Source organism: Sinorhizobium sp. M4_45, assembly GCF_002885915.1.
Lineage (GTDB): Bacteria > Pseudomonadota > Alphaproteobacteria > Rhizobiales > Rhizobiaceae > Sinorhizobium > Sinorhizobium meliloti_A.
Window position 1 is genome coordinate 180,184 of record NZ_NWVE01000010.1, and the last position, 25,063, is coordinate 205,246.

Annotated in this window: 20 protein-coding genes and 1 pseudogene; 11 read left to right on the forward strand and 10 right to left on the reverse strand. The window is 58.2% G+C overall.

Annotation, left to right across the window (positions count from 1 at the left end):
- Nucleotides 1–15: 15 nt before the first annotated feature.
- Nucleotides 16–312, forward strand: a complete 297-nt coding sequence (locus tag CN933_RS24955) for a hypothetical protein (protein ID WP_026169002.1) — start codon at nt 16–18, stop codon at nt 310–312.
- A gap of 62 nt (nt 313–374) precedes the next feature.
- On the opposite strand, the gene CN933_RS24960 is transcribed toward CN933_RS24955, so the two are convergent.
- Nucleotides 375–1,556 carry a polysaccharide pyruvyl transferase family protein gene (locus CN933_RS24960; RefSeq protein WP_102762803.1) on the reverse strand — a complete coding sequence of 394 codons (1,182 nt, stop codon included), beginning with the start codon at nt 1,554–1,556 and terminating at the stop codon, nt 375–377.
- A 482-nt stretch (nt 1,557–2,038) separates the two neighbouring features.
- Between CN933_RS24960 and CN933_RS24965 the strand changes: the two genes are divergently transcribed.
- Nucleotides 2,039–3,856, forward strand: coding sequence for an ABC transporter ATP-binding protein (locus CN933_RS24965; RefSeq protein WP_102762804.1), 1,818 nt, complete (start codon nt 2,039–2,041; stop codon nt 3,854–3,856).
- Nucleotides 3,834–4,574: a sulfotransferase family 2 domain-containing protein gene (locus CN933_RS24970; RefSeq protein WP_102762750.1), complete on the forward strand. Its 741-nt coding sequence runs from the start codon at nt 3,834–3,836 to the stop codon at nt 4,572–4,574. Before CN933_RS24965 ends, CN933_RS24970 begins: the two co-directional genes overlap by 23 nt.
- A gap of 224 nt (nt 4,575–4,798) precedes the next feature.
- Here the strand turns inward: CN933_RS24970 and CN933_RS32595 are convergent.
- From CN933_RS32595 to CN933_RS32050, 3 genes and pseudogenes are all read right to left on the reverse strand, one after another.
- Nucleotides 4,799–4,961, reverse strand: a pseudogene (locus CN933_RS32595) (AsmA family protein); the annotation flags it as partial.
- Nucleotides 4,962–5,103: 142 nt separating this feature from the next.
- Complete coding sequence (locus CN933_RS24975; protein WP_180980810.1) at nt 5,104–5,472, reverse strand: type II toxin-antitoxin system YafQ family toxin; 369 nt, start codon at nt 5,470–5,472, stop codon at nt 5,104–5,106.
- Nucleotides 5,429–6,034, reverse strand: coding sequence for a type II toxin-antitoxin system RelB/DinJ family antitoxin (locus CN933_RS32050; protein WP_245425168.1), 606 nt, complete (start codon nt 6,032–6,034; stop codon nt 5,429–5,431). The genes CN933_RS24975 and CN933_RS32050 overlap by 44 nt, the downstream gene beginning before the upstream one ends.
- A gap of 343 nt (nt 6,035–6,377) precedes the next feature.
- On the opposite strand from CN933_RS32050, the gene CN933_RS24985 reads away from it, so the two are divergent.
- Complete coding sequence (locus tag CN933_RS24985; RefSeq protein WP_102762751.1) at nt 6,378–7,733, forward strand: IS110 family RNA-guided transposase; 1,356 nt, start codon at nt 6,378–6,380, stop codon at nt 7,731–7,733.
- 41 nt (nt 7,734–7,774) lie between these two features.
- On the opposite strand, the gene CN933_RS24990 is transcribed toward CN933_RS24985, so the two are convergent.
- Nucleotides 7,775–10,774: an AsmA family protein gene (locus tag CN933_RS24990; protein WP_102762752.1), complete on the reverse strand. Its 3,000-nt coding sequence runs from the start codon at nt 10,772–10,774 to the stop codon at nt 7,775–7,777.
- 84 nt (nt 10,775–10,858) lie between these two features.
- Nucleotides 10,859–11,890, reverse strand: a complete 1,032-nt coding sequence (locus CN933_RS24995) for a LacI family DNA-binding transcriptional regulator (protein WP_102762753.1) — start codon at nt 11,888–11,890, stop codon at nt 10,859–10,861.
- A gap of 208 nt (nt 11,891–12,098) precedes the next feature.
- Between CN933_RS24995 and CN933_RS25000 the strand changes: the two genes are divergently transcribed.
- The 4 genes from CN933_RS25000 (at nt 12,099) to CN933_RS25015 (ending at nt 15,773) form a co-directional block, all read left to right on the forward strand.
- Nucleotides 12,099–13,190 (forward strand): fatty acid desaturase family protein, encoded by a 1,092-nt coding sequence (locus CN933_RS25000; RefSeq protein ID WP_102762754.1) that lies wholly within the window; start codon nt 12,099–12,101, stop codon nt 13,188–13,190.
- Between the two features lie 43 nt (nt 13,191–13,233).
- Nucleotides 13,234–13,551, forward strand: coding sequence for a MocE family 2Fe-2S type ferredoxin (locus tag CN933_RS25005; RefSeq protein WP_102762755.1), 318 nt, complete (start codon nt 13,234–13,236; stop codon nt 13,549–13,551).
- A gap of 109 nt (nt 13,552–13,660) precedes the next feature.
- Nucleotides 13,661–14,887: an NAD(P)/FAD-dependent oxidoreductase gene (locus CN933_RS25010; protein WP_102762756.1), complete on the forward strand. Its 1,227-nt coding sequence runs from the start codon at nt 13,661–13,663 to the stop codon at nt 14,885–14,887.
- Between the two features lie 85 nt (nt 14,888–14,972).
- On the forward strand, nt 14,973–15,773 hold the full coding sequence (locus CN933_RS25015) for a 3-methyl-2-oxobutanoate hydroxymethyltransferase (RefSeq protein WP_102762757.1): 801 nt from the start codon (nt 14,973–14,975) through the stop codon (nt 15,771–15,773).
- A 185-nt stretch (nt 15,774–15,958) separates the two neighbouring features.
- Here the strand turns inward: CN933_RS25015 and CN933_RS25020 are convergent, their stop codons facing one another.
- Entirely contained in the window at nt 15,959–17,404 is a 1,446-nt protein-coding gene (locus CN933_RS25020; protein WP_102762758.1) for a phosphomannomutase, read from the reverse strand.
- 166 nt (nt 17,405–17,570) lie between these two features.
- On the opposite strand from CN933_RS25020, the gene CN933_RS25025 reads away from it, so the two are divergent.
- Nucleotides 17,571–18,998 (forward strand): mannose-1-phosphate guanylyltransferase/mannose-6-phosphate isomerase, encoded by a 1,428-nt coding sequence (locus CN933_RS25025; protein ID WP_102762759.1) that lies wholly within the window; start codon nt 17,571–17,573, stop codon nt 18,996–18,998.
- Nucleotides 18,999–19,332: 334 nt separating this feature from the next.
- Here CN933_RS25025 and CN933_RS31355 read toward each other — a convergent pair whose 3' ends face one another.
- Nucleotides 19,333–19,986: a tetratricopeptide repeat protein gene (locus CN933_RS31355; protein ID WP_146032681.1), complete on the reverse strand. Its 654-nt coding sequence runs from the start codon at nt 19,984–19,986 to the stop codon at nt 19,333–19,335.
- 60 nt (nt 19,987–20,046) lie between these two features.
- Between CN933_RS31355 and CN933_RS25030 the strand changes: the two genes are divergently transcribed.
- Nucleotides 20,047–21,396: a glycosyltransferase family 4 protein gene (locus CN933_RS25030; protein ID WP_102762760.1), complete on the forward strand. Its 1,350-nt coding sequence runs from the start codon at nt 20,047–20,049 to the stop codon at nt 21,394–21,396.
- Nucleotides 21,397–21,400: 4 nt separating this feature from the next.
- The gene (locus CN933_RS25035) at nt 21,401–22,690 is read left to right on the forward strand and encodes a glycosyltransferase family protein (protein WP_146032682.1); all 1,290 of its coding nucleotides are present in this window, start codon (nt 21,401–21,403) and stop codon (nt 22,688–22,690) included.
- 53 nt (nt 22,691–22,743) lie between these two features.
- Here CN933_RS25035 and CN933_RS25040 read toward each other — a convergent pair whose 3' ends face one another.
- Both CN933_RS25040 and CN933_RS25045 read right to left on the reverse strand, forming a co-directional pair.
- On the reverse strand, nt 22,744–23,502 hold the full coding sequence (locus CN933_RS25040) for a hypothetical protein (RefSeq protein ID WP_102762762.1): 759 nt from the start codon (nt 23,500–23,502) through the stop codon (nt 22,744–22,746).
- A complete protein-coding gene (locus CN933_RS25045; protein WP_245425170.1) occupies nt 23,502–24,830 on the reverse strand; it encodes a glycosyltransferase family 4 protein in 1,329 nt (442 codons plus the stop codon). Before CN933_RS25045 ends, CN933_RS25040 begins: the two co-directional genes overlap by 1 nt.
- Nucleotides 24,831–25,063: the final 233 nt, after the last annotated feature.

A 25,063-nucleotide genomic window follows, 5' to 3' on the forward strand; every position in this document is an offset into this window, starting at 1 on the left:
CCGGGGGGCGGAAGTTTGCCATTCGAAGATGACGGATTGCGGGTCGCGACCCTTGAGTTTCTGGTGAAAGTCCTTGCAACCAAAAGGCTCAGGGACGATCCCGATGCCGACCTCAAGCAGGACGTTCTCAGCGCACTTGAACGTATACCGCTGCAATTCGTCTCCAGTGAGGTGGAAAGGGCCGAGATCAGGGCAAAGATGCATGCCGAGGCAAATGCAATTCTGAACTGGGCGGTGGAGGGGCGGACGACCACGATCTCGCCGATTACGGGTAGGCCGCTATCTGCCTCGCATTACCGCCAATGGCGATAGTTCGGAACAAGCGCTGTCAATGGCCGCCCGCCGCGGCAGCGGCTAGTCCCGCCGGGGACCGGCTATAGCGGCTGCTCAGCCATAGCGCGTTTCAGGAAATGAACGTATTTCTCCGCGGCCGTTGATCCCGGATGTCCCTGCGATACGCCACCACTCAGCATCGCGGCTGCCGCGGCATCGAGGTCGGTGTGCGGATGCACAAGCGTTATCAGAGGAGAGTAGCGCTCCAGCCACTGGTTTTTGTGTGTTTGAACGTCGAAGAGGAGAGAAGGAACGTTACAGAGGATACTGAAGATCGCCATATGATATCGCCCGCCGATGTGCAGACGGCATTTTGAGATCGTCTCGACAGCATATTCTATACTGGCCGTCTCAGCAAAAATGCCGCCACGGCCAATGATCTCTGCCTCATATAGAGAGAAGCGTTCAACTGCGTGCGTAAGAACGACAGGCCGAAGCTTCAGCGCCTCGCAGACCTTCAGTGCAGCCTTTAGGATTTCAACGTCTTCTTCGGCGTTGTTTCTGGCGCCGGTGGTTATCAGGCAACCGTCGCGTTCGGCCACAGGTGCTGGCGATACTCGGAGGAATGCGGCATCCACCAGAAATTCGATCCCGTAATGCTCAGCCGAGATTTCGTCGCGTGCGGCCACCACATGGCCGAGTTCGCGAAAGAGCCCTTTGAGATAGTCCGATCGTTCGCCTTCGTAGATAGGTATCGTTCCGTTCAATATAGCAAATGGCTTGCCTAACGTCCTGGCGGTAAGAATAGGCGTGAAAAAGGTCGCAAGCCCTTCAGCCGTTGTCCTGTGGTCCAACGATCCCTCCGGCTGAAGGATAACGAAATCAGCGGCCGCTATATGGTCAACAGCGTCTTCGCCATATGCGGCAGAAAGTCGGGTTTCAATGTCCGAGAGTCCATATCCTTCAGCGGATGCGGGCTTCGGGAACTCCCTTCTGAACGCTGAGAAATTGAAACCGATGGATGTGATCTCGGCGTCCGGAAACGCATCTAGAATCTGTTGCTTGAGCCCCTGGCTTGTCAGCCGGCACCCGATATTGACCCTGAAGTCTGTGTCGTTGAACAGAGCGATCTTGATTTTCGAACCAGAAACTTCTTGGTGTCGGCAGGAGCTTGCGAGCTCGTCAACGAAGCTCTCGTAATGCCGCCAAAAGCCGGATGGGTCGCCTGCCGATACATGCTCCCGGCAAATCGTGCGGGCGTCCGCGTACCTTTTGTCTGCCACGAGAAATCCCACAGCGCGCCTGGCTCTGGAAACGTCTGCCCCGCGTCCTGTAGCTGCCAGCACCAAGTGCCTTGCAGCTCTGTCAGGATTTGAATCCCTCAGTTTTTTGGCGAACCGCCAATGTATGGCGGACTTTATCCCCTTGAACAATTTTCGTGCTTCCGATCAGGTTCAGGATAATGGCTCCTGTATAAGTGCACAAATCTCAGTCTGACATCAAGAAATTGCGAACGGGCCTCCGAAGCCTCGCCCGCACGGAAAACATAGAAAATGGATTGATGGTAGAGCGGGTGGCTTCCGACCGCATTCGCGCTGAAGTCTGTGAAGTTGCAGAAGGGAGGCGGCTGGAAGGCTGAGCCGTTGGACGCTGCCACGACAGGGTGCCCCCCATGACTGGTCAAGACGGTCACAAGGCACTATAGAGACCCGGGAACGGCGCCAGTACACGGGCACGCCATGCGTGATTGCGGGGACGGGACTATTTGAGCGTTAAGGATCGAAAAGAGCGCGAGGTCGATACTGAAACGATCGCTGGGGTCCTAAGGCGCGTCATTGCCGAAAACGGCCGCGACCACATCCGCGGCTATGCCTTTGCCATTGCGTGCCTGATGGTTGTGGCTGCAACCACGGCCTTCACCGCTTGGATCAGTGAAACGGTGATCAACGAAGCTTTCGCCAACAAGCGCGGCGACGTCGTTCTACTCGTCTGCTTCTCGATATTTGCTGCCTTTGTGCTGAGAGGCCTGGCGACTTATGGGCAAGCCGTCGCTCTTTCGAAAATCGGCAACAATATTGTCGCACGCTATAAGCGCCGGCTTTATACGCATCTGATGGCGTTGAGCATTGGCTTTTTCCAGGAAAAGCGCTCGACGCACCTCACCGCCAAGATCAACCAGAACATCTCCGGCATCCGCGACGTGCTCAATATGACGGTCACCTCGGTCGCCCGCGATGTCCTGACCTTGGTCGGCCTTGTCGGCGTCATGATCAGCAAGGACTGGCTGCTCTCGCTCATCACCTTCATTGGGGCCCCTCCGTTGCTCCTTGGGCTTCGCTACATTTCCAGGCGGCTGCGTCTGGCGACGCGCGAAGCGGTCGAGGCCAACAGCCGCGTACTAGGCGCGATGCAGGAAACCATTCAGGGCATTTCCATCGTCAAAGCCTTCACGATGGAGGACGAGTTGGGCCGCAAGGTCGAGGGGATCATCAAGGGCGCGGAGAACCGCGCCAACCGCATCGCGCGCTTGAGCGAACGGACGGCGCCGTTGACGGAGACGTTTGCAGGCCTGGCAATTTCGGGCGTGCTTGCCTATGCGGCTTTCCGCACCATCTACAGCAACGTGGCCCCGGGTGCCTTGTTCGCCTTTGTAACGGCGCTTCTCTTGGCTTACGACCCGGTGCGGCGCCTCGCTCGCCTGCAAGTGTCGCTGGAGCGCGCTGCCGTCAACGCCCGCATGCTCTACGAAATTTTGGACACGGTTCCGCATCAACGGGACCTACCCGGTGCGAGTCAACTGGCCTTTCGCGACGCGGCCGTCGAGTTTCGAGACGTGCGGTTCTCCTATGGCAATGGCGAGGAGGTCCTCAAGGGAGTTAGTTTCCTGGCGGAAGGTGGCAAGACGACCGCGCTCGTTGGCCCGTCCGGAGCCGGCAAGTCGACGATCATCAGCCTCATTCCACGCTTCTACGATCCACAATCGGGCGTGATCCTGATCGACGGGCAAGACATAGCCGCTGTCACCAAGCAGTCTCTGCGCAACGGGCTCGCCTATGTCTCACAACAAGCTTACCTCTTTGAAGGTTCTATCCGCGACAACATCCGCTACGGCCGGCCCGAAGCGACGGATGCGGAAGTAGAGGAAGCGGCCCGACTTGCCTATGCGCATGATTTCATCCTGGCGCAGCCGCAGGGCTACGACACGCCCGTCGGCGAGCAAGGCATGACGCTTTCCGGCGGCCAGCGGCAGCGCCTGTCGATCGCCCGGGCGCTCGTCCGCGACGCCCCCATTCTGCTGCTGGACGAGGCTACTTCGGCCCTTGATACGGAGTCCGAAGCGGCTGTCCAGAAAGCGCTGGACCAGGCGATGAGCGGCCGCACCGTCATCGTCATCGCGCATCGGCTTTCCACTGTCGTCAATGCCGACAAGATCGTCGTGATGAGGGATGGCATGGTCGTGGAGGAGGGAGCGCATGAGGAGCTCGCGCGCCGTTCGGACGGCATATACGCTCGTCTCCACAACATCCAGGGCAGTTTTTTGGAATCCGTCGGGCAAGGCAATGATTATATCCCATCGCCATAAGTTCATTTTCATCCACGTACCGAAAACGGCCGGCAGTGCGGTCTCTGCCTACCTCGCGCGCGAATTCGGACCCTGGGACCTGCAACTTGGGTCCTGGAAGGACGCGCTTGCAAATGGAGCGAAAGCCAATCGGCTGGCGCTGATCGCCATGTTCCGCCATCTTCCTCCGCTCGAGATCGCGAAAACCCTTGTCCGCAACCACAGTGTTGATTCGCTGGCCGGGGCCGCCCTCAGTCGGCGTTTTGCGGGCAGGCTTTCGGATCATTCAAGCGCCAGCGAAATCGAGGCCTTCGATTCCGCAGCCTGGAAAAACTACTTCAAATTCTGCTTCGTGCGGAATCCGTTCGAAAGGGCCGTCTCTCTTTACAATTGGCATTACAGGAAAGCGACGACGCGGCCGAATTTCTCCGAAATGCTCCGTTTGATCGAGGAGGGAGCGGCGGAGCGTGAAAGTATTAACTGGAGATCCTGGCAACTCTACACAAGAAACGACGAGGTCGTCGTGGATTTCGTGGGCCGGCAGGAGCGGCTCTCGGATGATCTGCGTATCGTATGCGACAGGCTTGGACTGCCGTTTAACGACCGGTTTCTGACCAGGGCTAAGGCGAACCCGACGAGACCGGACATTCGCAACTATTATCAACCAGGCGATCGCGAACGCGTCGCGCGGCTGTTCGGCGCCGAGATCGAACATTTCAAGTATCGTTTCCCCGATTAGACCATTTCCGCTTTTCGCCGAATCGCGGAAGGGGCAATAACCTATCGTTCTCGGCCATTCCGAGGGAAAATCGCTGCGCTATTTTTCTGGCTCTAACCGCGGGCACCCTGCGGCTCGATTCGGCTGGCAAGAGCTTCAGTCGCGTCGACTACCGGAGGAGCCGCTTGAATACCCCTCCATCGAACGATCGGCCCCGTCACTTGCCTCGGGGCCTCCGCTTGCCAGTTGTTGTAGACGTTAGCGGTGTCGATGCCGCGGATGTCTCCATCCGAAAATCCTACATTTGGCGGTTCTCTGTAGCGATTTGGCTAGAGTCTTGGTCGTGACGCCGGCACCGGTGACGTCGAATGTCGAACTCGGCTTTCATGCGCCCTCGAGATGTTTAAAGCTTTAAAATTTCAGCCATCGAAAAGATCGGATTGGCATTGATAGCGCTGCTAGGTTGCCTGGTGGCTGCGACACAGCCGCCGTTGGGCAAAACGATTGAAAGAGCGAGGTAGGCCGCGTGGGAACCGTCCAAGCGAGTGTTTCATTCAAAGAGCTCGGCGTGTGTCCCAGCGGCTACGAACACAACCAGGTTCTTTCTTTCGTCTAACGTGTAGATGAGGAGAAAATCACCGCCGATATGACACTCTCGATGATCTTTCCAATCACCCGTCAGCTCGTGGTCTTTCAGTTCCGCCGGCAGAGGGCCATCGTTGTCTACGATCAACCCCACGACTTTCTTCAGTGCGACCATATCATATCGGCCGGACCTAGAAAGGCGCTCCCAATCTTTTTGAAACTGTTTGGTATGACTTGATTGCCGCGGAAGCGAAGCCCGCTTGCTGGAAGCGGACTTCGCTCGTTTCTTATCACTTGACAACCTTGGGTCCCTCGAGTGACTCAAACATCTCATCAGCAGTATCAAAATGCTTGCCGTGACCCGCCTTGATGGCCCTTGCTTCCTCCATCGCAGCAATTGTTTTGGCGTTCGGCCGAGTCAATTCGACGGGAAGCGCTTTATCTCGGGCGATCCTGGTCAAAACGATTCGGATGATATCCGAGGTGGTCAGTCCGAGACTATCGAGTACCAAGGCGGCGCTATCCTTCACCGAAGGTTCAATGCGGGCGCGTACATATGCGTTTGCAGCCATTTTTGCCTCCTTTTCGAGCTTGATATTTATGTAGCCCAACTGAGCAACATATTCAAGCTCCGTGGTGGGTCGATCGAACTGGGGCACTATGATTGTTGCCCCACACTCGCCCGAAATAGGCGTCGTATCCCTTTGGATCGCGGAGGGATTGAGCCATGGCGAACCCCGAAGACACGCCCAGGGGGCCAGCATTTCCTGCTGTCGCCAGAGTGCCGAAGGCTGACGGTGCTCGATCTCGCCAAGATGCGGGATACAGCTGCCTACGACTGGTCTAAGATGTCCGCGCGCCCGCTCCCTTTCAATCTGCTCCAGCCTGTCAGTCAAGGCGGCCCCGCTTCTGCCTCAACTCCCAGGCTACACCCATTCTAGGCTCGGTTCTCATCAAACCAGGGTAGTCGGGATGCCACTTCAGGTCTGGTTGGTTTTTGCTACCTAACCTTTCGCGGGGGGTGCCCCGCCTGCGGGGATAGAAACGGTGTGCTAGTGTCAGCGCTGGAGGGGAGTGGCCGTCGGCATTTTGGTGGCATTTCACCCCGTTACCTAACGTGGTCCATGGGCTGCTGCGCACTTGAGAGTGGTGACGCCGTTGTCGGCGATCCCGGTTAGGAATTTGATCTTTTAGCACAGCCCAGCCCCTCCGTTTGACAACCGGATAGGAGAGCCTGCCATGTCTCGAACAATGAAGTCTCGCAGCAGGCGGGATATTTCCCCTACTCACTTGAATGCTGCTGCAATCGACATCGGTGCGACGATGCACGTGGCCGCAGTCGGGCCCGACCAAGCTTCCGAGCCGGTGCGCAGTTTTGGAACCTTCACCGGCGATCTGCATCGGTTGGCGGACTGGTTCACGACGTGTGGCGTGCGCACGGTCGCGATGGAGTCCACGGGGGTCTACTGGATTCCGGTCTTCGAGATACTCGATCAGCGTGGCTTTGAGGTCATAGTGGTCAACGCCCGCGATGCCAAGCACGTGCCAGGCCGCAAGACCGATATCAGCGACGCCCAATGGCTGCAGCGTTTGCATGAATATGGATTGCTCAGGGCCAGCTTCCGGCTGAAGGGCGAAGTGGCGGTCATGCGCGCCTATCTACGTCAGCGTGAACGTTTGCTCGATTACGCTGCCTCGCACATCCAGCACATGCAAAAAGCGCTGACGCAAATGAATCTGCAGCTCCACCACGTGGTGGCAGACATCACGGGTGTCACCGGCATGGCCATCATCCGTGCGATTGTCGCCGGTGAGCGCGATCCGATGGTTCTGGCGTCCTATCGCGACCCACGCTGCCATGCGTCTGCGGAGACGATCCGTCACGCGCTCGTCGGCAATGATCGCGAAGAGCACATCTTTGCCCTGACCCAGGCGCTGGAGTTGTACGACGTCTACCAAGCCAAAGTGGCGCTCTGCGACGTGCGCATCGAGGCTGTATTGAAACGGCTGCGGCAGGTCTCGTCCACCCCGGTAGGCAAACCGCCGCCCGTACGGACAACGCAGAAGCAGTCCAATGACCCAGCCTTCGATGTTCGCGCCGCCCTGTACGGCTTGCTCGGCTGCGATGTCACTCAGATACACGGGCTCGGGCCTTATCTGACGCTCAAATTGGTCGGAGAGTGCGGGACCAACCTCTCGGCCTGGCCGAGTGCCAAGCACTTCACCTCCTGGTTATGCCTCTCACCAAGCAACAAAATCTCCGGCGGCAAAGTGTTGTCGTCACGGACCCGACGATCTGGTAGCCGGGCCGCGGCGCTACTGCGGCTTGCTGCGGTTGCGGTCGGGCGCACGCAGACCGCGTTGGGGGCATTCTATCGGCGTCTGTCGGCACGTGTCGGCAAGGCCAAGGCGGTCACTGCCACGGCTCGCAAAATCGCCGTCTTGTTCTACAACGCCCTGCGGCACGGTATGGAATACAGCGATCCGGGAGCCTCCCACTACGAGGACAATTACCGCCGACGCATCCTGACTAATCTCGAGCGGAGGGCAAAGTCGCTTGGGTATGTCCTACAGCCCACGCCAATGCCCGCCTGATTGTTTCTTAGGAATGCCGGAGAATTTGCAGGAAGGGTCGGCTAGCGTAGGAGCTTTTTGAACAGGCTCTCCATCGAACCGTCCGCCTCATCACCGGGCATGTCAGTTCCGACTCCCGGTTGCTCGGCGGTTGCGGGCTCCTCGTTCACCGGAATTTCCCCAGCCGCCTTGTCGGGCCTGGGCGCTGTACCGCCGCCAATAATCTCTTCAATCGAGAGCTGCTGTTCTTCTTGTTCTAGAGCCTTATTCAGGGCGCCGCCAAGCAGATCCTTAACGGAGCCACCCGCACCGCCTCCGTTAACGAGGTCGCCAATCGGCAACTTATCGATCGGCAGCCCGAAATCCTTAAGCTTTGCCAATGCGGCATCGGGATTCTTCAGCAGGTCCGAAAGGTCCGGATAGATGCGGGGTGCGGCGAAGCTGCCTTCGACCACGACGGGGACGCCGATGCCGTCGGTGGAAATCTCGGCGCCCTGGCCCTGGAGAGACGCGACGAGGCGGGGCTCGAGCCGGAAATTCAGAGTGCGTTCCGCAAGATCGGCCGCACCGTTGCCGCTCATGCGGACCAGCGGGCCAACGAGCTTGATGTCTTCGGTGCGGGCAACGCCGCCTTCGATGGCAAAGGATGCCGCAAGCTCGGTGAATGTCGTCGCTGTGCCGTCGTCCTGCTTGAAACCTGACGACATCAGCCTCACGAGATTGTTGTAGACGTCGGCAATGTCGATGCCGCGAATGGCGCCATCGGAAAAGGCGACATCCGCCGTGCCCTGCAGCGACTTCGCAAGCGCCCCGGTCGTGCCGCCCGCCCCGGTTACGTCGAACCGGGCTTTCAATGCACCTTCCAGATATCTGAAGCCCGCCATGTCCGTCAAAAGCGGTGCGGCCGATGCTCCGGAGATGGAGGCCTGTAGAGCGATCGAGGGCTCGGGTTGGGTGCCGTCGGCCTTGAGGCTCGCGACGATATGACCGCCATAGAACGGGCTTTCGGGCAGCGTCAGGCTTGCAACGCCGTCGGAGACGACGAGACTGGTGGCAACCGGTCCGGCAAAGACCTTGCCGTAGCCGAGCTTTTTGGCATTGAGCTGGACGGTTGCATCGACCGAACGGAGCGAAGAGAGATCCAGCGGAGCGTCGGCAGGTTCGGCCCCTTTCGCCGCTTTTGCCGGCGGAGCCGGCGATTGCACCCCGGCCAGCCGCGCAAGGTCCAGCTCGTCGAAGTTCAGCGCGGTGGTGATCTTCAGCGGTGTCGTGAATTCGACAGAGCCGCTGCCCGCGCCTTCGACGCCGTTGACGGAGATGGTCGCCTTTTTAAAGGAAACACTCGTCGGGCCCGCATCGACATGCCCGTTGAAGGCCAGCGGACCGACGCTCTCGGCACCGCTCTGCCCGAAACCGGCGAGGAAAGCTGAGAGATCGGCGGTGGAAAAACCGAGCTTTCCCGCATAGGTGCCCGGCAGAGCAGCCTTGCCGTCGAGCGACAGGTTTGCGTCGGGCATTTTCACCTGAAGCCTGAGGGGGATTCCCTCGGCGGCGAGATTGCCGGCGAGGATCGTATCGGCGGCGGGGATTTGCAGATCGACGTCGACCGGCTTGCTGCGCCACTCCAGGCGGCCGGCCACGCGCACCGGCTTCGCGAGGCTTTCGATCCGGGCCGTGATCTTCTTCGCCTTCACCTCGCGCATCGCCTCATCGGCAATGCCCGGCAGTGTATAGGCCGCGTCGCGAAGGCCGATCGTTCCTGTAAGATCGGCCGTCTTTCTGATGGCTTGCGCATCAAGGCCGCGGAAAGCAAAGCCGGCGTCGATCGTCAGGGCTCCGGAGAGCGGGACGGTTTGGTCGGCAAGGGCTGAGAGCTTGGCTATGTCGAGCCCCTTGCTTGCAAGACGGCCCCGGAAGACCGGATCGTCGGCCCGGACGTCGGTCGCGACGCTCGCGGCAAGGCTGCCGGCATCGGTCCCCAAATGCCCGAGCTCGGCAGCCAGTTCCCCGTCCCTGAGTGCGGCCGAAAACGACACGTCCGTCGCTGAAATTTCGCCGAGGACCAGAGTGGCCGCGTTGATGCTCATGTCGGCATCGAAGCCGGCCAGGAACTGCAAATTCGCCCGTCCGGCCGTCTCCGCAGCCGGCGCTCCCGACTGCGACGTTTCCGGCCTGGCATCCATGAACGGCGTCAGGTCGAGCCGGTCGGCTTCGAGATCGACGAGAAAACGCGCACGCTCCCCGGGGACGAAGAGCGCGTTCAGGCCGAAGACCTGTTCGCCGGCTTCCACTTCGCCGCCTTTTATCTGATAGCTGCCATTGGCGTTCAGGGTGACCTGTCCGCTTGCCTCCAGGCTCGACATGCCCGGCGCGGGAGCGGGATCCGCTTCCACGGCAAGGGTGACATCGGCGGGCTGGCGCTCGAGCAGCGACCGCAGGGTCGATATGGTGAAGCTGGTCTCGTAGTTCCGCCCCCCCATGCGGGCGGATGCGGAAAGAGAGAATGCGTCGTCGATGTCGGGCGCCGTGATCGTGAGCTCGACATCGGAAACGACCTCCTCGGGATTGGCTGCGCTTCGACGTACGAACGTGCCGGAGGCGATGGAGACCGACTCGATTGCGCTTCGTTCAAGGAAAGCGACGAGGGCGGGAAGCGGGTCGCCGGAACCGGTCTCATCGCCGCCGCCGGCAGGAGCCGGCACCGCGTCGCCCGGCGCCTTCTCGTCGAGGACGATGACGGGACGGTCGAGCGCGATCTGCTTGATACGCAGCCGGTCCGACCAGAGCGAGGAAATCGCCACCGAACCGGCGACCTCCGCAAATTCGGCGGTTATCCCTTCGGCTTCGGCCGAGAGGGTCACGTTTTCCGCGACGACCGCAAGATAGGGAAATGCCGAAAGTTTCACAGGACCGTTGAACGCGATCGAACTTCCCGTTGCGCTGGACAATTGCCGGCCGAGTTCGGCCCGCATCCAATCGCTGGAAATCAGGCTCGGCAGAATGGCGATTGCAGTGACGGCGAGCGCGGCAACGCCCAGAAGACAAAGAATGAAGCGCCGCATCACTTTCTCCTGGTTGTAAAAGCTATTGATTCGCTATCGTTTTCCAGAAAGCGCGATTTCGCAAATGTCTTCGCGACGCCGGCGTCAGACATTTTCCGGCGTATAGATGTCGAAAGGCAGGAAAGTCTGGCCGGGCACGCTCGAAGCACCCCGGTCGATCGCGCCGACCATGAGGTCTATCGTTTCCCGGGCCAAAGCAGGGACGGGCGTCGAGACCGCCATCAGCACCGTCTCGTCGGCAAGGGCCGCGCGCGATTCCGGCGTCAACTCGTTGACGACGGCGAGCAGCTTGCCCCCAAGCTTCTCCTCGCGGATCGCCGAGATGGCGCCCTCCATGCCGCCGCCGCAGACGTAAAAGCCCAGGAGATCCGGATGGCGCTGCAGGAGATCGAGCGTCGCCTCGTGGGTGATCTCGGGCGTGTCGAGGTTCACCATCGTGTCGAGGACCTCGAAATCCGGTGCGTTCTCACGAAAATAGGAGCGAAAGCCGATCTCGCGCAGTTCGTGCCCGTGGAAACGGTGGCTGCCGACGAAGGCTGCGACCTTTCCCGGCCGCTTGGCCGCCTTGGCGATCATCCAGGCAGCCGTCCTGCCGACCTTCTGATTGTTCAAACCGATATAGCCCTCGCGCACGCCGGCGGCGAATTCCGACAGGAGGGCGAAGACGGGGATGCCGCGCTCCTTCAGTTCCTCGATTGCCGCAGTCACGGCCGGGTAATCGGGCGACACCAGCGCGATCGCCTGATTGCGCGCGGCGATCGCCTTCAGCTTTTCGACGATGGCGCCGGGCGTGGAGCTCGCGACGAAATCCAGCTGCGCCATGGCACGGACATGCGTCACCGAAAGCGCCGCGTTTTCGATCTCCTTTGCCAGTGCCTTGTAGAACGACTGCTCCGGCTTTTGCAGGAGAAAGCCGAGCCGGTATTGCGGCAGGTCCTCGAAGACCCTTTGCCGCAACAGGCCGACCGCGTGATAGCCGATGGTCTTCGCCGCATCATAGACGCGGCGTGCCGTTTCCTCGCGCACCGGATGGCGGCCGTTCAGCACCCGGTCGACCGTTGCGACGCTCACACCGGAGGCTCGGGCGAGATCCGCGATCGTCGGCCTCTTCGTCATGTCTCCTCCCTGAAACTATTCCCTCATCCTTGAGGCTGTCATGCTGATAGGTTTTGAGAGAATATATCATGACTGCATTGAGAACCGTCAGAAGTCAACCTATCCTCGGTTCATCGAATAGAGGCGCCGATCGGGAGTGGCGCCGGTTCAAGAGGCTGCAGCCGCATTGCGCACCCCAGAGAGGTGCTGCGCTGCAGGGGAGGCAGGGATGACGACAGTTGCGACGAAGCGCGATTACAGCCTGCTCGGCCGCGACGCCGAGGCGGCGGTTGCAAGCGGCCTTGCCGCGGCCGAATGGTATCACACCGAGATTCCGCGCAAGCAGATGAAAGAGCTGATGAAGCGGGAGGACGGTCCCGCCATCCGCGACACTGCGATCTGGCTCGGCAGCATGGTTCTTCTCGGCGGCCTCGGCATCTTTTTCTGGGGGAGCTGGTGGGCGGTGCCCTTTTTTCTCGCCTATGGCGTCCTTTACGGTTCCGCTTCCGATAGCCGCTGGCATGAATGCGGCCATGGCACCGCCTTCAAGACGATGTGGATGAACGACGCCGTCTACCAGATCGCCTGTTTCATGATCATGCGCAATCCGGTCACCTGGCGCTGGAGCCATACCCGCCATCATACCGATACCGTCATCGTCGGCCGCGACCCGGAAATCGCCGTCATGCGGCCGCCGGATCTCCTGCGCCTGCTTCTCAACTTCTTCGGTATCGTCGACGTCTGGCATGCCATGATCGACATGGTCAGGAACGCCTTCGGCGTGATCAGCGCCGCGGAGAAAACCTTCATTCCGGAGATGGAGCAGCCGAAGGCGATCCGCGTCGCCCGGATCTGGCTTGCCATCTATCTGGCGACGATCGGCCTTTCGCTCTTTCTCGGCTCGATCCTGCCCTTGATGCTCATCGGCCTGCCGCGGCTCTACGGCGCCTGGCATCACGTGCTGACCGGGCTGCTGCAGCATGGCGGCCTTGCCGACAACGTGACCGACCACCGGCTGAACAGCCGCACGGTTTATATGAATCCGGTCAGCCGCTTCGTCTACTGGAACATGAACTACCATGTGGAGCACCACATGTTCCCGATGGTGCCCTATCACGCGCTGCCGAGGCTGCACGCCATGATCAGGCACGACCTGCCGGCGGCCAACCCTTCGATCCTGCACGGCTACCGTGAAATGATCCCCGCATTCCTGCGGCAGCTGCGGAACGAAGCTTATTTCCTGAAACGCGAGCTGCCGCCGACGGCAAAGCCCTATCGCGAAGAGTTCCACAACGACCGGCTCGTTCCCGCCGCGGAGTGAGGCGGCGCGGGCGATCGCAGCTAATCATCGAATGGAGGAAGAAATGAGCTCGAACTGGGTGGAGGTCTGTGCGACCGAGGAGATCGACGAGGAAGATGTCGTCCGTTTCGATCACGAGGGACGCACCTTTGCCGTCTATCGCAGCCCGGACGACGAATATTTCGCGACAGACGGTCTCTGCACGCACGAGCATATCCACCTCGCCGACGGCCTGGTGATGGGCGACATTATCGAATGTCCGAAGCATAACGGCCGCTTCAACTACAAGACCGGCCAGGCCAGAGGCGCCCCCGTCTGCGTCAACCTCAGGACCTATCCGGTCAAGGTGGAGGCGGGGAGCGTGTTCATCGGGCTTTCTTAGGCCTTGAGATTTTGGAAGCTCCCGGCGGATGAGGGGCATGATTCCGAAACGCGTCGGGCGAGTTGCTTTCGCGGGGAGAGGGGTCTTTAGGCAGAAAAGGGAGGAGAGCATGACGCACATCGTTATCATCGGCGCTGGCGAATGCGGTGCGCGGGCGGCCTTTGCCCTCCGGGAGAAGGGCTTCGATGGCGAAATCACGCTGATCGGCACCGAACCGCATCTTCCCTACGAGCGGCCGCCGCTTTCCAAGGACGGCCTCGCGGAGGCCTCTCCGCCGAAATTCATCGCGGGTGCTGCGCGCTACGAGGAAGCGCGGATTGCGGTCCTGACCAGTGTCACGGCGCAGAGCATCGACCGGGCGCTGAAGAGCGTCACGCTCTCGGACGGACGATCCCTCACTTACGACCGCCTGCTTCTGGCAACCGGCGCCCGGCCGCGCCGCTTCCCGGGCGTGCCGGAAAATGCCGGGCGCATCCGCATGTTGAGGACGCATGCCGACGCGCTGGCGATCCGAGCCGCCCTTACACCCGGTGCAAGGCTCGCCGTCATCGGCGGCGGTTTCATCGGCCTGGAGCTTGCCGCGACTGCGCGGAGGCTCGGCGCCGAAGTCGTGCTTGTCGAAGGCCTGCCCCGCGTTCTCTCCCGCGGCGTGCCGGAGGAGATTGCCGACTTCATCGCCGAGCGGCACAGGCGGGAAGGCGTGGAGATCATCTGCGGCGCGCAGATTGCGGCCATCGAGGAAGCCGGAGACGGCGCGCGTCTGCGGCTTTCCGACGGCGTCGGCATCGAGGCCGACATGATCGTCCTCGGCATCGGCGCGGTGCCCAACACCGAACTTGCGGAGGCGGCCGGGCTCGCGATCGAAAACGGCATCGCCGTCGACGAGAGGCTCTGCACCTCGGAGCCCGACATCTACGCCGCCGGCGACTGCTGCTCCTTCCCTCTGCCGCATTACGGCGGCCGGCGTGTGCGGCTCGAGGCCTGGCGCAACGCCCAGGACCAGGGAGCGCTCGCAGCCGCCAACCTGATGGGCGCGGGTGAAACCATGGCCAGCGTGCCGTGGTTCTGGTCGGATCAATACGAGTTCACCCTGCAGATCGCGGGGCTTGCCGAGGGTGCGAAAACGACCGTCCGCCGCGACATGGAGGAGGGGGCCTTCATCCTCTTTCATCTGGATGGCGAAGGACGGCTGATCGCCGCAAGCGGCATTGGCCCCGGCAATACCGTCGCCCGCGATATCCGCCTTGCCGAAATGCTGATCGCCGCAGGCGCAAAGCCGGATCCGCTGGCGCTTGCCTCGCCCGAAACCAGGCTCAAGAAGCTGCTGGCGGCCTGAGTGCCCTTTTTTCTTTGAAGGGACACACTTCCGGACGGAAAACCGCTGCTCGCTTTGCCTCGACGTGCTCTACCGGAGATATTAGATGAGACACCGCCGCCCGACCGTTACCGATCTTCTGTCGATGAAAGGAAAGCGCCAGCTCACCATGCTCCGGGTGATGACGCTGGAGGAGGCGGAAGCCGCCGAGAAGGCCAGGATCGACCTCGTCTCCGTCCCGCCGGCGCTGCTCGGCCCGGAATTTCGCGAGGCCGCCCCTTCCGTCTTCGCCGTTCCCGGCCTCGAATATGGGGACCACGTGACCGCCGAGGATTATATCCGCGCCGCCTTCCAGGCGCTGAAGGCCGGGGGCGACGCAGTCTACTGCGCCGCAAGCCTCTCGACGGTCAGGCGCATGCGCGAGGAGGGCATTCCCGTCTGCGGCCATGTCGGGCTGATCCCTTCCAAGGCCACCTGGACCGGCGGCTTTCGCGCCGTCGGCAAGACGGCGGCAAGCGCGCTCGAGATCTGGCACCAGACGAAGGCGCTGGAAGAGGCGGGCGCTTTTGCCGCCGAGATCGAGGTGGTCCCGGGCGAAGTCGCCGCCGCGATCAGCGCGCGCACCTCCATGCTGATGCTGTCGATGGGGGCGGGGACGGGCTGCGACGCGCAATATCTCTTCGCCGAGGACGTGCTCGGCGCCCACCGCGGCCATTATCCGCGCCACGCCAAGACCTATCGCAACTTCGCCGCCGAATACGACCGCCTGCAGCAGGAGCGCATCGCCGCCTTCTCCGAATTCGCTTTCGACGTCCGCTCCGGCGCCTATCCGGAAAAAAACCATCTTGTCGGTATTGAGGAGAAGGAGCTTGGCGCTTTCCTGAGCGAACTCGAAGGCGAGCGCTGAGCAGGACGAGCTCACCTCCCAGTGGGGCCGCCTAGCCGCCTCGACCGAAAGGTTCGGGGCGGCCTTTTTTGTCTGGTGAGGGAGATCGCCAAAGATTTGCCAGCAAGAGCGGTTTGCGGAATATGGCGGCAAGATGCAGGCGCCGCCCCTTACGCCGCAGCATGCCGCGTGTCCCTTCCCCCCGCCTACGGCTGAGATTGCGACAGGTCGCCGTCCCAACTATCGAGTAACGCTAAGCCCTGGGCCATTAATTTTTCCGCTTCGCTTTGGTTTTCTGCCTCGACATAGCAGCGTAGTTCCGGCGCGTTGCCAGAAGGTCGGATGTGGAGGATGCGGCCGTCTTCAAACGTCACCCGCAGGCCGTCAACATCGCTCTTCGCTTTCACGCGACCAATTGGCCCTAAGAATTGCGAAAGGTTCTCGTCTGATGCCCTTAAATAGGTCATCAGCAAATCGCTTTTTTCGATCGCATAGTTCTGGATTCGATCCGAAAGTGCGATTTGCAGAGCATGCTGGCCCGCAACTACAGAGAGTGGAGCCTTCGCCTCTGCAGCTGCATGTAGCGCTGTCAGGATCGGAAGTATGCAGTCCCGGGTTGGCAGGGCTTCCAGCGTGCCAGTCGCAACGGGAAAGTTCGACGCAAGCATGACGCCGCCATTGGCCTCGAACCCAATTACAGCCCGTTCGCCACGTTCTAAGGCTTCGTTCATAGCTGCAATAACATAGGGTGAGCCGACGCGCGTGCGTATCACTTCTGCGCCGCTCGCCCCCTCGATACCCGAATTGCTGGTTACCGGTGTGGCGATGATACTAGCCTTCAGAAAACTTGCGGAAATAAGCCCCAGCAGATCTCCTCGAAGCGGTATCCCGTCTTCATCCGCCACGAGGGGACGGTCCGCATCGCCATCTGTCGATACAATGGCGTCGAGCTCATACTCCCTGGCCCAGGCGGCGAGTTTCTCGCGAGTCTCGTCGGAAACCGCTTCCGTATCGACCGGAATAAAGATCTCCGACCTGCCAAGTGACACAACGGTTGCGCCGCAGTTCTCTAGGATACTGACCAGCATATCGCGTGCCACGCTGCTGTGCTGGTATACGCCGACCTTCAGTCCTCTTAACCCGTCTGCCGGTAGCAGGACCTGGTAGCGATCACGGAACAGACGGGCAGCTTCAATCGAATGATCGACGCCCGAACCATACTCGATTGCCGTTGCCGCGGCGTTGAGTGAGAGCTGTTCCGCCAGCTTCGTAATTGCTTGCTCGTCCGCCTTAGTAATCTCGCCGTCTGGCCGATAAAACTTGATCCCATTCCGGTCTGCGGGAATGTGCGAACCCGTCACCATCAGCGACGCTGCACCGATTTTCAGGCCGTACAGCGCTAGCGCCGGGGTTGGCAGTTCGCCGCAATCCAACGGCGTTAATCCTACTCGATCGAGCGCGCCCATGCAGATGGCGGCAATATCGGGACTCGAGGGGCGGAAATCTCGCCCAATCAGTATTGCTGAGCCCGGTCTCGCATAACCTTCGTCCAGGAGCATTCTTGCAAATGCGGTTGCGTGGAGCGCCGAAACGCTGCCGACGAGCTCCGTGGCCAAGCCGCGCAGGCCACTCGTGCCGAATTTCGGTCCCATTCTTTCACTCTCTTCTCTGGGCAATGCTCAAAAGGTGATTCGCACGCCATAGCTCGCATCATCATCGGGAGGGGGCGAACATTTCCAAATCGTTAGCAAGATTGGTTGCCTCGCTATGCCTTCGTGGCTATAGAGCGCTGAGTTAACCTTAGTCAAAGGTAATTTTATGCTCGCAAAAATTGTTCCGGTCATCATGGCAGGAGGCAAGGGTACAAGGCTCTGGCCGCTGTCGCGCGCGACCGCTGCAAAACAGTTTCTGAAACTCGTAGGTGAAGAAACTTTGTTTCAAGCAACGCTACAGCGTGTATCTGATGCCTCGGTGTATGAAGCGCCGCTTGTCATTACGAATGAGGAGTTTCGCTTCTTAGTGGCCGAGCAAGCGCGCGAGCAAGGTGTCGCACTTTCCGGTATCGTATTGGAACCGATCGCGCGCAACACTGCCGCCGCGGTAGCGGTTGCTGCCCGGATTGTCGCCGATAAATTTGGCGATGATTCGCTGCTGCTGGTGCTGCCATCGGATCACGCTATCACTGTCGACGACACCTACAAATCTTGTGTCCGCTCTGCTTGCCTTACCGCCGCATCGGGTAAGCTCGTCACGTTCGGCATCCAACCTAGCGGCCCGGCGACAGGCTACGGCTACATCGAACTGGGTACGCAGCTCGGCGACGGAGCCTATGCCGTCAACCGATTCGTTGAGAAACCTAGTGCCGAAAAGGCAATAGCGCTTTTGGAGGCCGGAAATCACTATTGGAACTCCGGAATGTTCCTGTTCCAGGCGGCCAAGGTCATAGCTGAATTGGAAGCATACGCCCCGGAAGTCCTGGCCGCAGCCCACGTTGCAGTGGAAAGTTCGAAAGTCGATACGGACTTTGTACGTCTCGATTTCGATGGTTTCAGTCAGGCTCCAGCGATCTCGATCGACTACGCGCTAATGGAAAAGACGACCAACGCCGCCGTGGTTCCCTCGCCAATTGCGTGGTCGGATCTTGGCAGTTGGGACGCAGTTTGGAAGATCGGCGAGCAGACTGCAGACGGCAATGTAGTCAAGGGCAACGCGACGGTCCACAACACAACGAACTCGCTGGTTATGTCGCACACTAGCCACCTTGCTGTGCAGGGCCTGGACGGGGTGGCAGTTATTGCGAGCGAGGACGCCGTTTTCGTGGGGCGTTTGGAAGACGCGCAGGAAATCGGCAATCTCGTCAAGCGGCTGGCAGCCGATAAAAATACTGCGCGACTTACGGAATCGCATCCTACATCACTGCGCCCATGGGGAGGGTACACCACGATGCTCAGCGGCGACCGTTTCCAGGTGAAGCGGCTTTTCGTCCATCCCGGTAAGATGCTTTCGCTGCAGAAGCACTTTCATCGTTCGGAGCACTGGATCTGTGTGAAAGGAGCGGCCGAAGTGACAATCGATGACAAGATGACCGTTCTACATGAGAATCAATCGATCTACATTCCCCAGGGTTCAGTGCATCGCCTCGGAAACCCAGGAAAAATTCTGCTTGAGATGATTGAAATTCAGACCGGATCGTATCTGGCGGAGGACGATATCGTCCGTCTCGTGGATGAATTTGGTAGAACCTGAGACTTGATCCGGCGTGCGTCTCTGGGGGACCGGAGAAGGCTATTTTCGCAATAGCCTTACCTTCTGCGCTGGTCGCCGCTCGAACCGTTGTTGGTCTCCTACGGGGTCGTTTGGAGGGCGCGCCACGGCGCCAAAAACCTGAGTAATCAAATCGATCCTCTTAATCCGTTTCAAACGCCGAGACCGAACCGCGGAGAGCAACCCCGCTGAATTTCTCATCCATGCCTCCAGACAGAGCGATTGCCGCCACCGCGATCCTCAAGCAACCTGGTGAAGTCGCTCTAGAACACGCGTTCGCAGCACCAGCCGCGTCGCTCACTTAAAGGGTGTGTCGTCAATTTGAATCAAGAGCAGCCTTCTCACTAAGTTCCGTTAGTAGACGACGCGAAGGTTCGTCGCGTGAATTTATCCGTGCTGCTCTGGTTGCAAAGGTTATGCCCTCTTGATAGCGCCTCAGCTTGAGTAAAAGATCAGCGGCGTCATAGTTCAGCGCATGATCGGTTGGATATTGGCGCGCCCCTTTGATAAGAACTTCAGCGGCCTCTTCAGGGGAAGACGGTTTGAGTAGGCGGGCTTGAAGGAGAAGATACTCACGAGTCTTGCGAATGCTGTGGTCTAGGGCTAACGCCGTTACCATATCGATTGCGGCACTTTTACGGTCGTGCATCAAATAGGCGCACGTTGCGCCATTAAGCATGTACACGCTGGCCTCACGCCTTAAAAGCGTCGAACGCCTTTTGCTCCGCTTAAGGCAATGCGTGGCAGAGATCCAAAACTTTCGAGCCTCTTCCCATTGCCCATTCCTCATCAAGAGGCTAGCCGCTGCGCTTTGAAAGTCGCTGGAGTGGGTGGGAAAGCGGCTAGCGCCTCGCTCAAACGCTTGAAGTGCTTTTGATTTCTCCTCACGTTCAAACAGGAGTGTAGCTTTTGCTAGCTGCCTTTTCGCCGCAGTCGCGTCGGAAAAAAGTCTTTGAAGCAAGGTCGACAACCTAGGTAAACTCCTCTAATGAGAGCGTCCCTTGTGAAAGTCCCCTGATTTGTAGTCAAGATGGATAAACGCTATATCTTCGATATCACGACAATTATCCAATGGAGCGGTCCATCGGTAGGAATCGTGCGAGTGGAGCGTGAACTTGCACGCCGAGCCCGCAGTTTCTTAGGCGACGGTGTAATATTCAGCGTTTACTCGCGGAAGCTGCGTTCCTTCTATAGAGTCAAGGATCAGTTCGTTGATGCCATCTGCCGCGGGGAGGCTTCCCTATCCGCGGCAGAGTTGAATCCTGAAGACGGCGACCATCAGGATGCGGTAGTCGATCGAATTCTCCGGCACAGCAGGGCAATTCTGCCGGAACGGTTAGAAAAGAGTTCGATCTCGACACTCACTTCACTGTCCCTGGATCAAGCTTTGGAGTTTCGGTCGCAGCTATACGAGCGAGACTGGTCCTTAGGTAATGAGCCGAGCCTTAATCACTATCTCATTAAGGGACCGATTGATGATTTGGGAAAAAACGACATCCTTGTCTCCGTCGGTCTCGATTGGGAATATAAGGACATTCTTGATATCATTGATAAGAAAAAGTCTGCTAATTTTCGGTATTATTCTATAATACACGATTTGATTCCTCTCACGTTGCCTCACTTTGTCGTTCCTAGCTACGTTTACCTTCTTAGGGGGTACTTCGGAGATCTGTTCTGGCTTGCCGATAAGTGTATAGCGAATTCGAAGACTACATTGACTGCGGTCTCGGATCATCTGTCGCGGTGGAAAATTCCTCCCCCGAAGCTCGGAATGTTCCATCTTGGGTGCGATCTTCCTGTGGCCGAGCAGCAATTAAATCGTCCCTCGGAGCTCATTGGGAAAAAGTTTGCGCTTTATGTATCTACGATAGAGCCCAGGAAAAACCATCGCGTGTTATATGACGCGTATCAACACGCAGTGGAGGCGGGTCTGATCGACCCCGACGAATGCTACGTCGTTTTCGTAGGTCACACCGGTTGGAATGTGAGCAATCTCTTAGATGAGATCAGGGCGAACCCCATTACAAGAGACCGATTTATCATTTACGAGGCGGTCCCGGATGAATTTCTCGTCAGCCTCTATCAGGACGCGCGTATGGTGGTTTTTCCGTCCTTTTACGAAGGTTTTGGTCTTTCCCTTGTAGAGGCAATCGGGCTCGGAAAAGCCTGTATAGCAAGTGACACGCCCGCCCTGGTCGAGGTTGCCGCAGGGCGAGCCGCGCATGTGCCAGCTAAGGACGTCTTTTCGTGGGCCGAGCAAATGGCATTGCTCTTTAATGATGACGAGAGCTTGACGAAGCTGGAGAAGGCTAGTGAGAAAGGCTCGATACACTCTTGGAATGACTCGGCCGCTGAGTTCTTCAAAGAAATAATGGAGTAATGCTTTGACCACTATACTTGGTCTCGGTACCTTTCCAATTCGTATGCCGCTACATGGAGGGCAGCGACGCATAGATGCTTTTAAGAGCTTCTACGCTCGCCTTCACATAAACTACGAATATATTTGTTTGTATGATCCCATGGCCTACGGAGGCGCGGCCGTAGGCCCCTTAGATATTCCTTACAAGCCATTCGATAGCGTACTCTCACGCCTTCCTTACGTGATGGATGTAGATGCCGGAGAGTATGCGGCGAACGACGAAGCAGTCTTCAAGCATTTTTTTGAGTCCGCACTTCGATGCGCTCCCGACGCAATTCAACTTGAGCATCCATTCATGTGGCCGCTCGTCAGGCGACTACGCCAAACGCCTGAGTTTAGAAACACTCCGGTCATTTTCTCGTCTCACAATTATGAAGCGCCGCTGAAGGAAACGATGCTTCTAAACGCGGGAATTCCTCGGAAGGTAGCTAAATCCATCAGGGATCGCATCGACACACTAGAAACCGAAGTTTTGACAGCGGCGTCGCTGACGGTCGGCGTATCGGCCGCTGATATCGCCTCTTACAAGGATCTCGGTCTTAGAAGTGCATCGTTGATTGTTCGAAACGGCGTAAGCTCCGTCAAGCCGGAAAAATGGGAAAAGTTCGTCACCGACGGTTTTGATGGCAAATATTTTCTATTTGTTGGAAGCGCATATCTTCCGAATACGCAGGGCTTCCAGTATTACGTACTGCGGGAGGGATTATTCTTTCTCCCGCCCGAGAAAACGTTTGCAGTTTGCGGCGGCGTCTCGGAAGGTGTTTTCCAGTCTCACGACTATCAAATGAATGAGCGTTCCTACGGGCGTAGAGTGCACTTCTTTCCGAGCATTGCTGATCCACACTTGGCATGGGTCCGCGACGCTGCGCATGCAGTCGTTCTCCCGATCCGGGATGGAGGTGGAAGTAACCTCAAGACGGCTGAAGCGCTTGTGAGCGGAAATTGGATCATCGCTTCTCCAAAAGCGTTTCGTTCATTCGAGGAATTTAAAGACGATCCCGGCGTAATCATTGCACGCTCATCTGCGGAATTTGCGGAGGCAATGGCGGACGTCTACAATAAACCACCACTTGTTCTCGATGCAAAGTCGCGGCAAAGGCGGCGAAATTTGTATTGGGAGGAATGCTTCGACAAATCAGAGCTCAGGTCACACTTAGGGGATCTTTTCCGGAGATCTTTCAACATCGACCCCAATTACGGCTGGGCGCAGGTTTCGCCGCAATTCTTGCCTGTGGGCGATACCTCCCGCTCTTGACGGCAGGGTTAGATAAGCCTGGTTACGTCTTCCAGTGCGACGTAATCTGAATTCTAATCCTTGCCTTGCTTCTTTTCAGTTTCTATCAACGTCAGTACCAGCGCGGCCAAAAGAGTTAGGGGAGTCGTTGCAGCGCACTCGGCTTTCGGGTTGTCGCCCGCCCAAGTCCCAACCTTTGCGGCCGGAGGTTCCTTCACATTCACGCTGTTGCTGCCGAGTGTCCACCATCCGTTCGGAAGTATTCTCTCGACGAGGAATGCAGCGATTTCGAGGGAACGGGATGGAGAACCCGGAGGCAGAATATCCTCGACAGAAGGGTTCCGATCGAACAACGTGGCATAGTATATCCGTCTTACCGCTTCGTCGATTTCGTCATTTCCCTCCGTCGCGGTCTTGAGCTTCTGCCGGAGCTGGCGCAATTCTGCGATTGTTACGAGGCCGGAGGCGCTCGTCCGCTCAATCTCATTTGCCAGCACCTCTGCGCTCCCGTACGCACCCGGTACCATGCTGGAGAGCGTAGACTCCGGCGGAATTTGCCGATTGCGAATAACATTCGCGAGACCGCGAACCGCTTCCCGGAAGGCTTGACGGCGAAGTTCCGCTTGGTCTGCTTGAAGAGAAGAGACAAGCGAGGCGATATCAATCAGCAGTTTCGAGGAAGGGTGGGCGGGATCCTGCTGAGCGGCACTTCGCGCGTGGGACAGCAACACGTCCACGCGCGTCGGTTCTTGCTGGTTCCCATTCATATTAATGACCAATCTCCTTTTTAACAGCTTCAGAGCGGCACCTACGTCTTTTGATATGCGGATCATCAAAGCCGACCATAGAGCTCAGTTAGTCTTTCTGAGTACCGCTCAGGAGAAAACGCCTTAGCTCGAACTTTGCCAATGCCCTCGTAGTGATCAACCAGAGCTTGATCATTTTGCATGTCGCGGATCGCTTGGGCAATGGCCCCGACATCGTAGGGGTCGACGAGATAAGCGGCGTCGCCCGCTATCTCTGGGTTTGAGCCTTCGTTCCCTGTGATGACAGCAGTTCCCAGTTGCATCGCCTCCAATATCGGCAGTCCAAAGCCTTCATAGAGGGATGGGAAGACGACTGAACGTGCGCAGCGAATGAGCGAGGTGAGAAGGTTAAGTGGCAGATATTCCAAACGGATGATTTGCTGAGCCCTTGAGACAGCTGTAATTGTCGGATCGGTTACTCCGCTGGTCTTCCGTTTAGATCCTTCATTCCCAGAGACACCAAGGAGACGCAGATCGTTGGCATTCTTCCATGTCAGTTGACCGACAATAACGAGCGGGTATTTCGACTGGCTTGCCAGGTATGCCTCTATTATGCGGCCAACATTCTTCTTCGGTTCAATAGCACCGAAAAAGAGGAAGTATTTTTTCGATTCCAACCCGAAGATAGCGGCAACTTCGTCACTAACCGCGTCGAATGAACGACCAAGGACGCTTTCCGGGAGGTTGACAGCTTGGTACGTATTCACGACACGAGTTTCCTCGACGTCCAGCAACTCGACTATGTCCCGCTTCGAGGTTTCGGAAACGGTCACGATGAGGTCTGCCTTACGCGCAATATCTCGTACGATTCGGTAGTATTCGCGTTTATTATCAAGCGTTGTGTACGGGAGGCGCAAGGGAACCAAATCATGGATCGTGTAGATGTTTGCAGCACGTCGCAAACGAATTGGCATTGGATAGGTCCAATGAGCTACGGAAGCGGCGTCTTCGTATTCCGTTTGAAGGAAATTTCCATAAATGCGGAAATGCCAACGAGCGAGAGCGAATAAGTTTCGAGCGTTGAATATCCGGCCATGAGGCGGCAGCGCGCGGAGCGGGTTACGAGCAATGACTTTGCCGGTTATCGGAACCTGGCGCGCGGGAACTCCAAGAGGCGAGGACATTAGTGCGCAGATCACTTCCCCTGTACCAAGCCGCCGAACGCCTGGATCGAAGAAGCTGACTTCGTTCACAAGTGAATTCTTGCCCTTCGATGACCGAACACCGTAGAGCAGATCGACTTCGTGCCCGAGCCTGGAAAGTTCAATACTGAGGTTCCGAGCATAGGTAGAGACCCCTGTTCCCTTCTCCAGGGCTAGGTTGTAGCCATCGACCATGATGCGTTTGGTTTGCATTAATTTCCTCGTGGAGTGGGAAGTTGTCGTAGTACTTTCGTGTGGCATGAGCCGCTTCGGCCGGAAGTCCGTTTGAGGCACTTGGGATTGGCTGTTCAATAAGAACGCCTTCACCATTCTTCAATCGAGTTTTCAAATCTGGCCTACAGAGTTCATCTATTGAGATAGGTCAGGACGTTTATCGCGCGGAAGCCCTGTTGCAAGACACTTATGCAAAAACTGTCCTCTTTGAG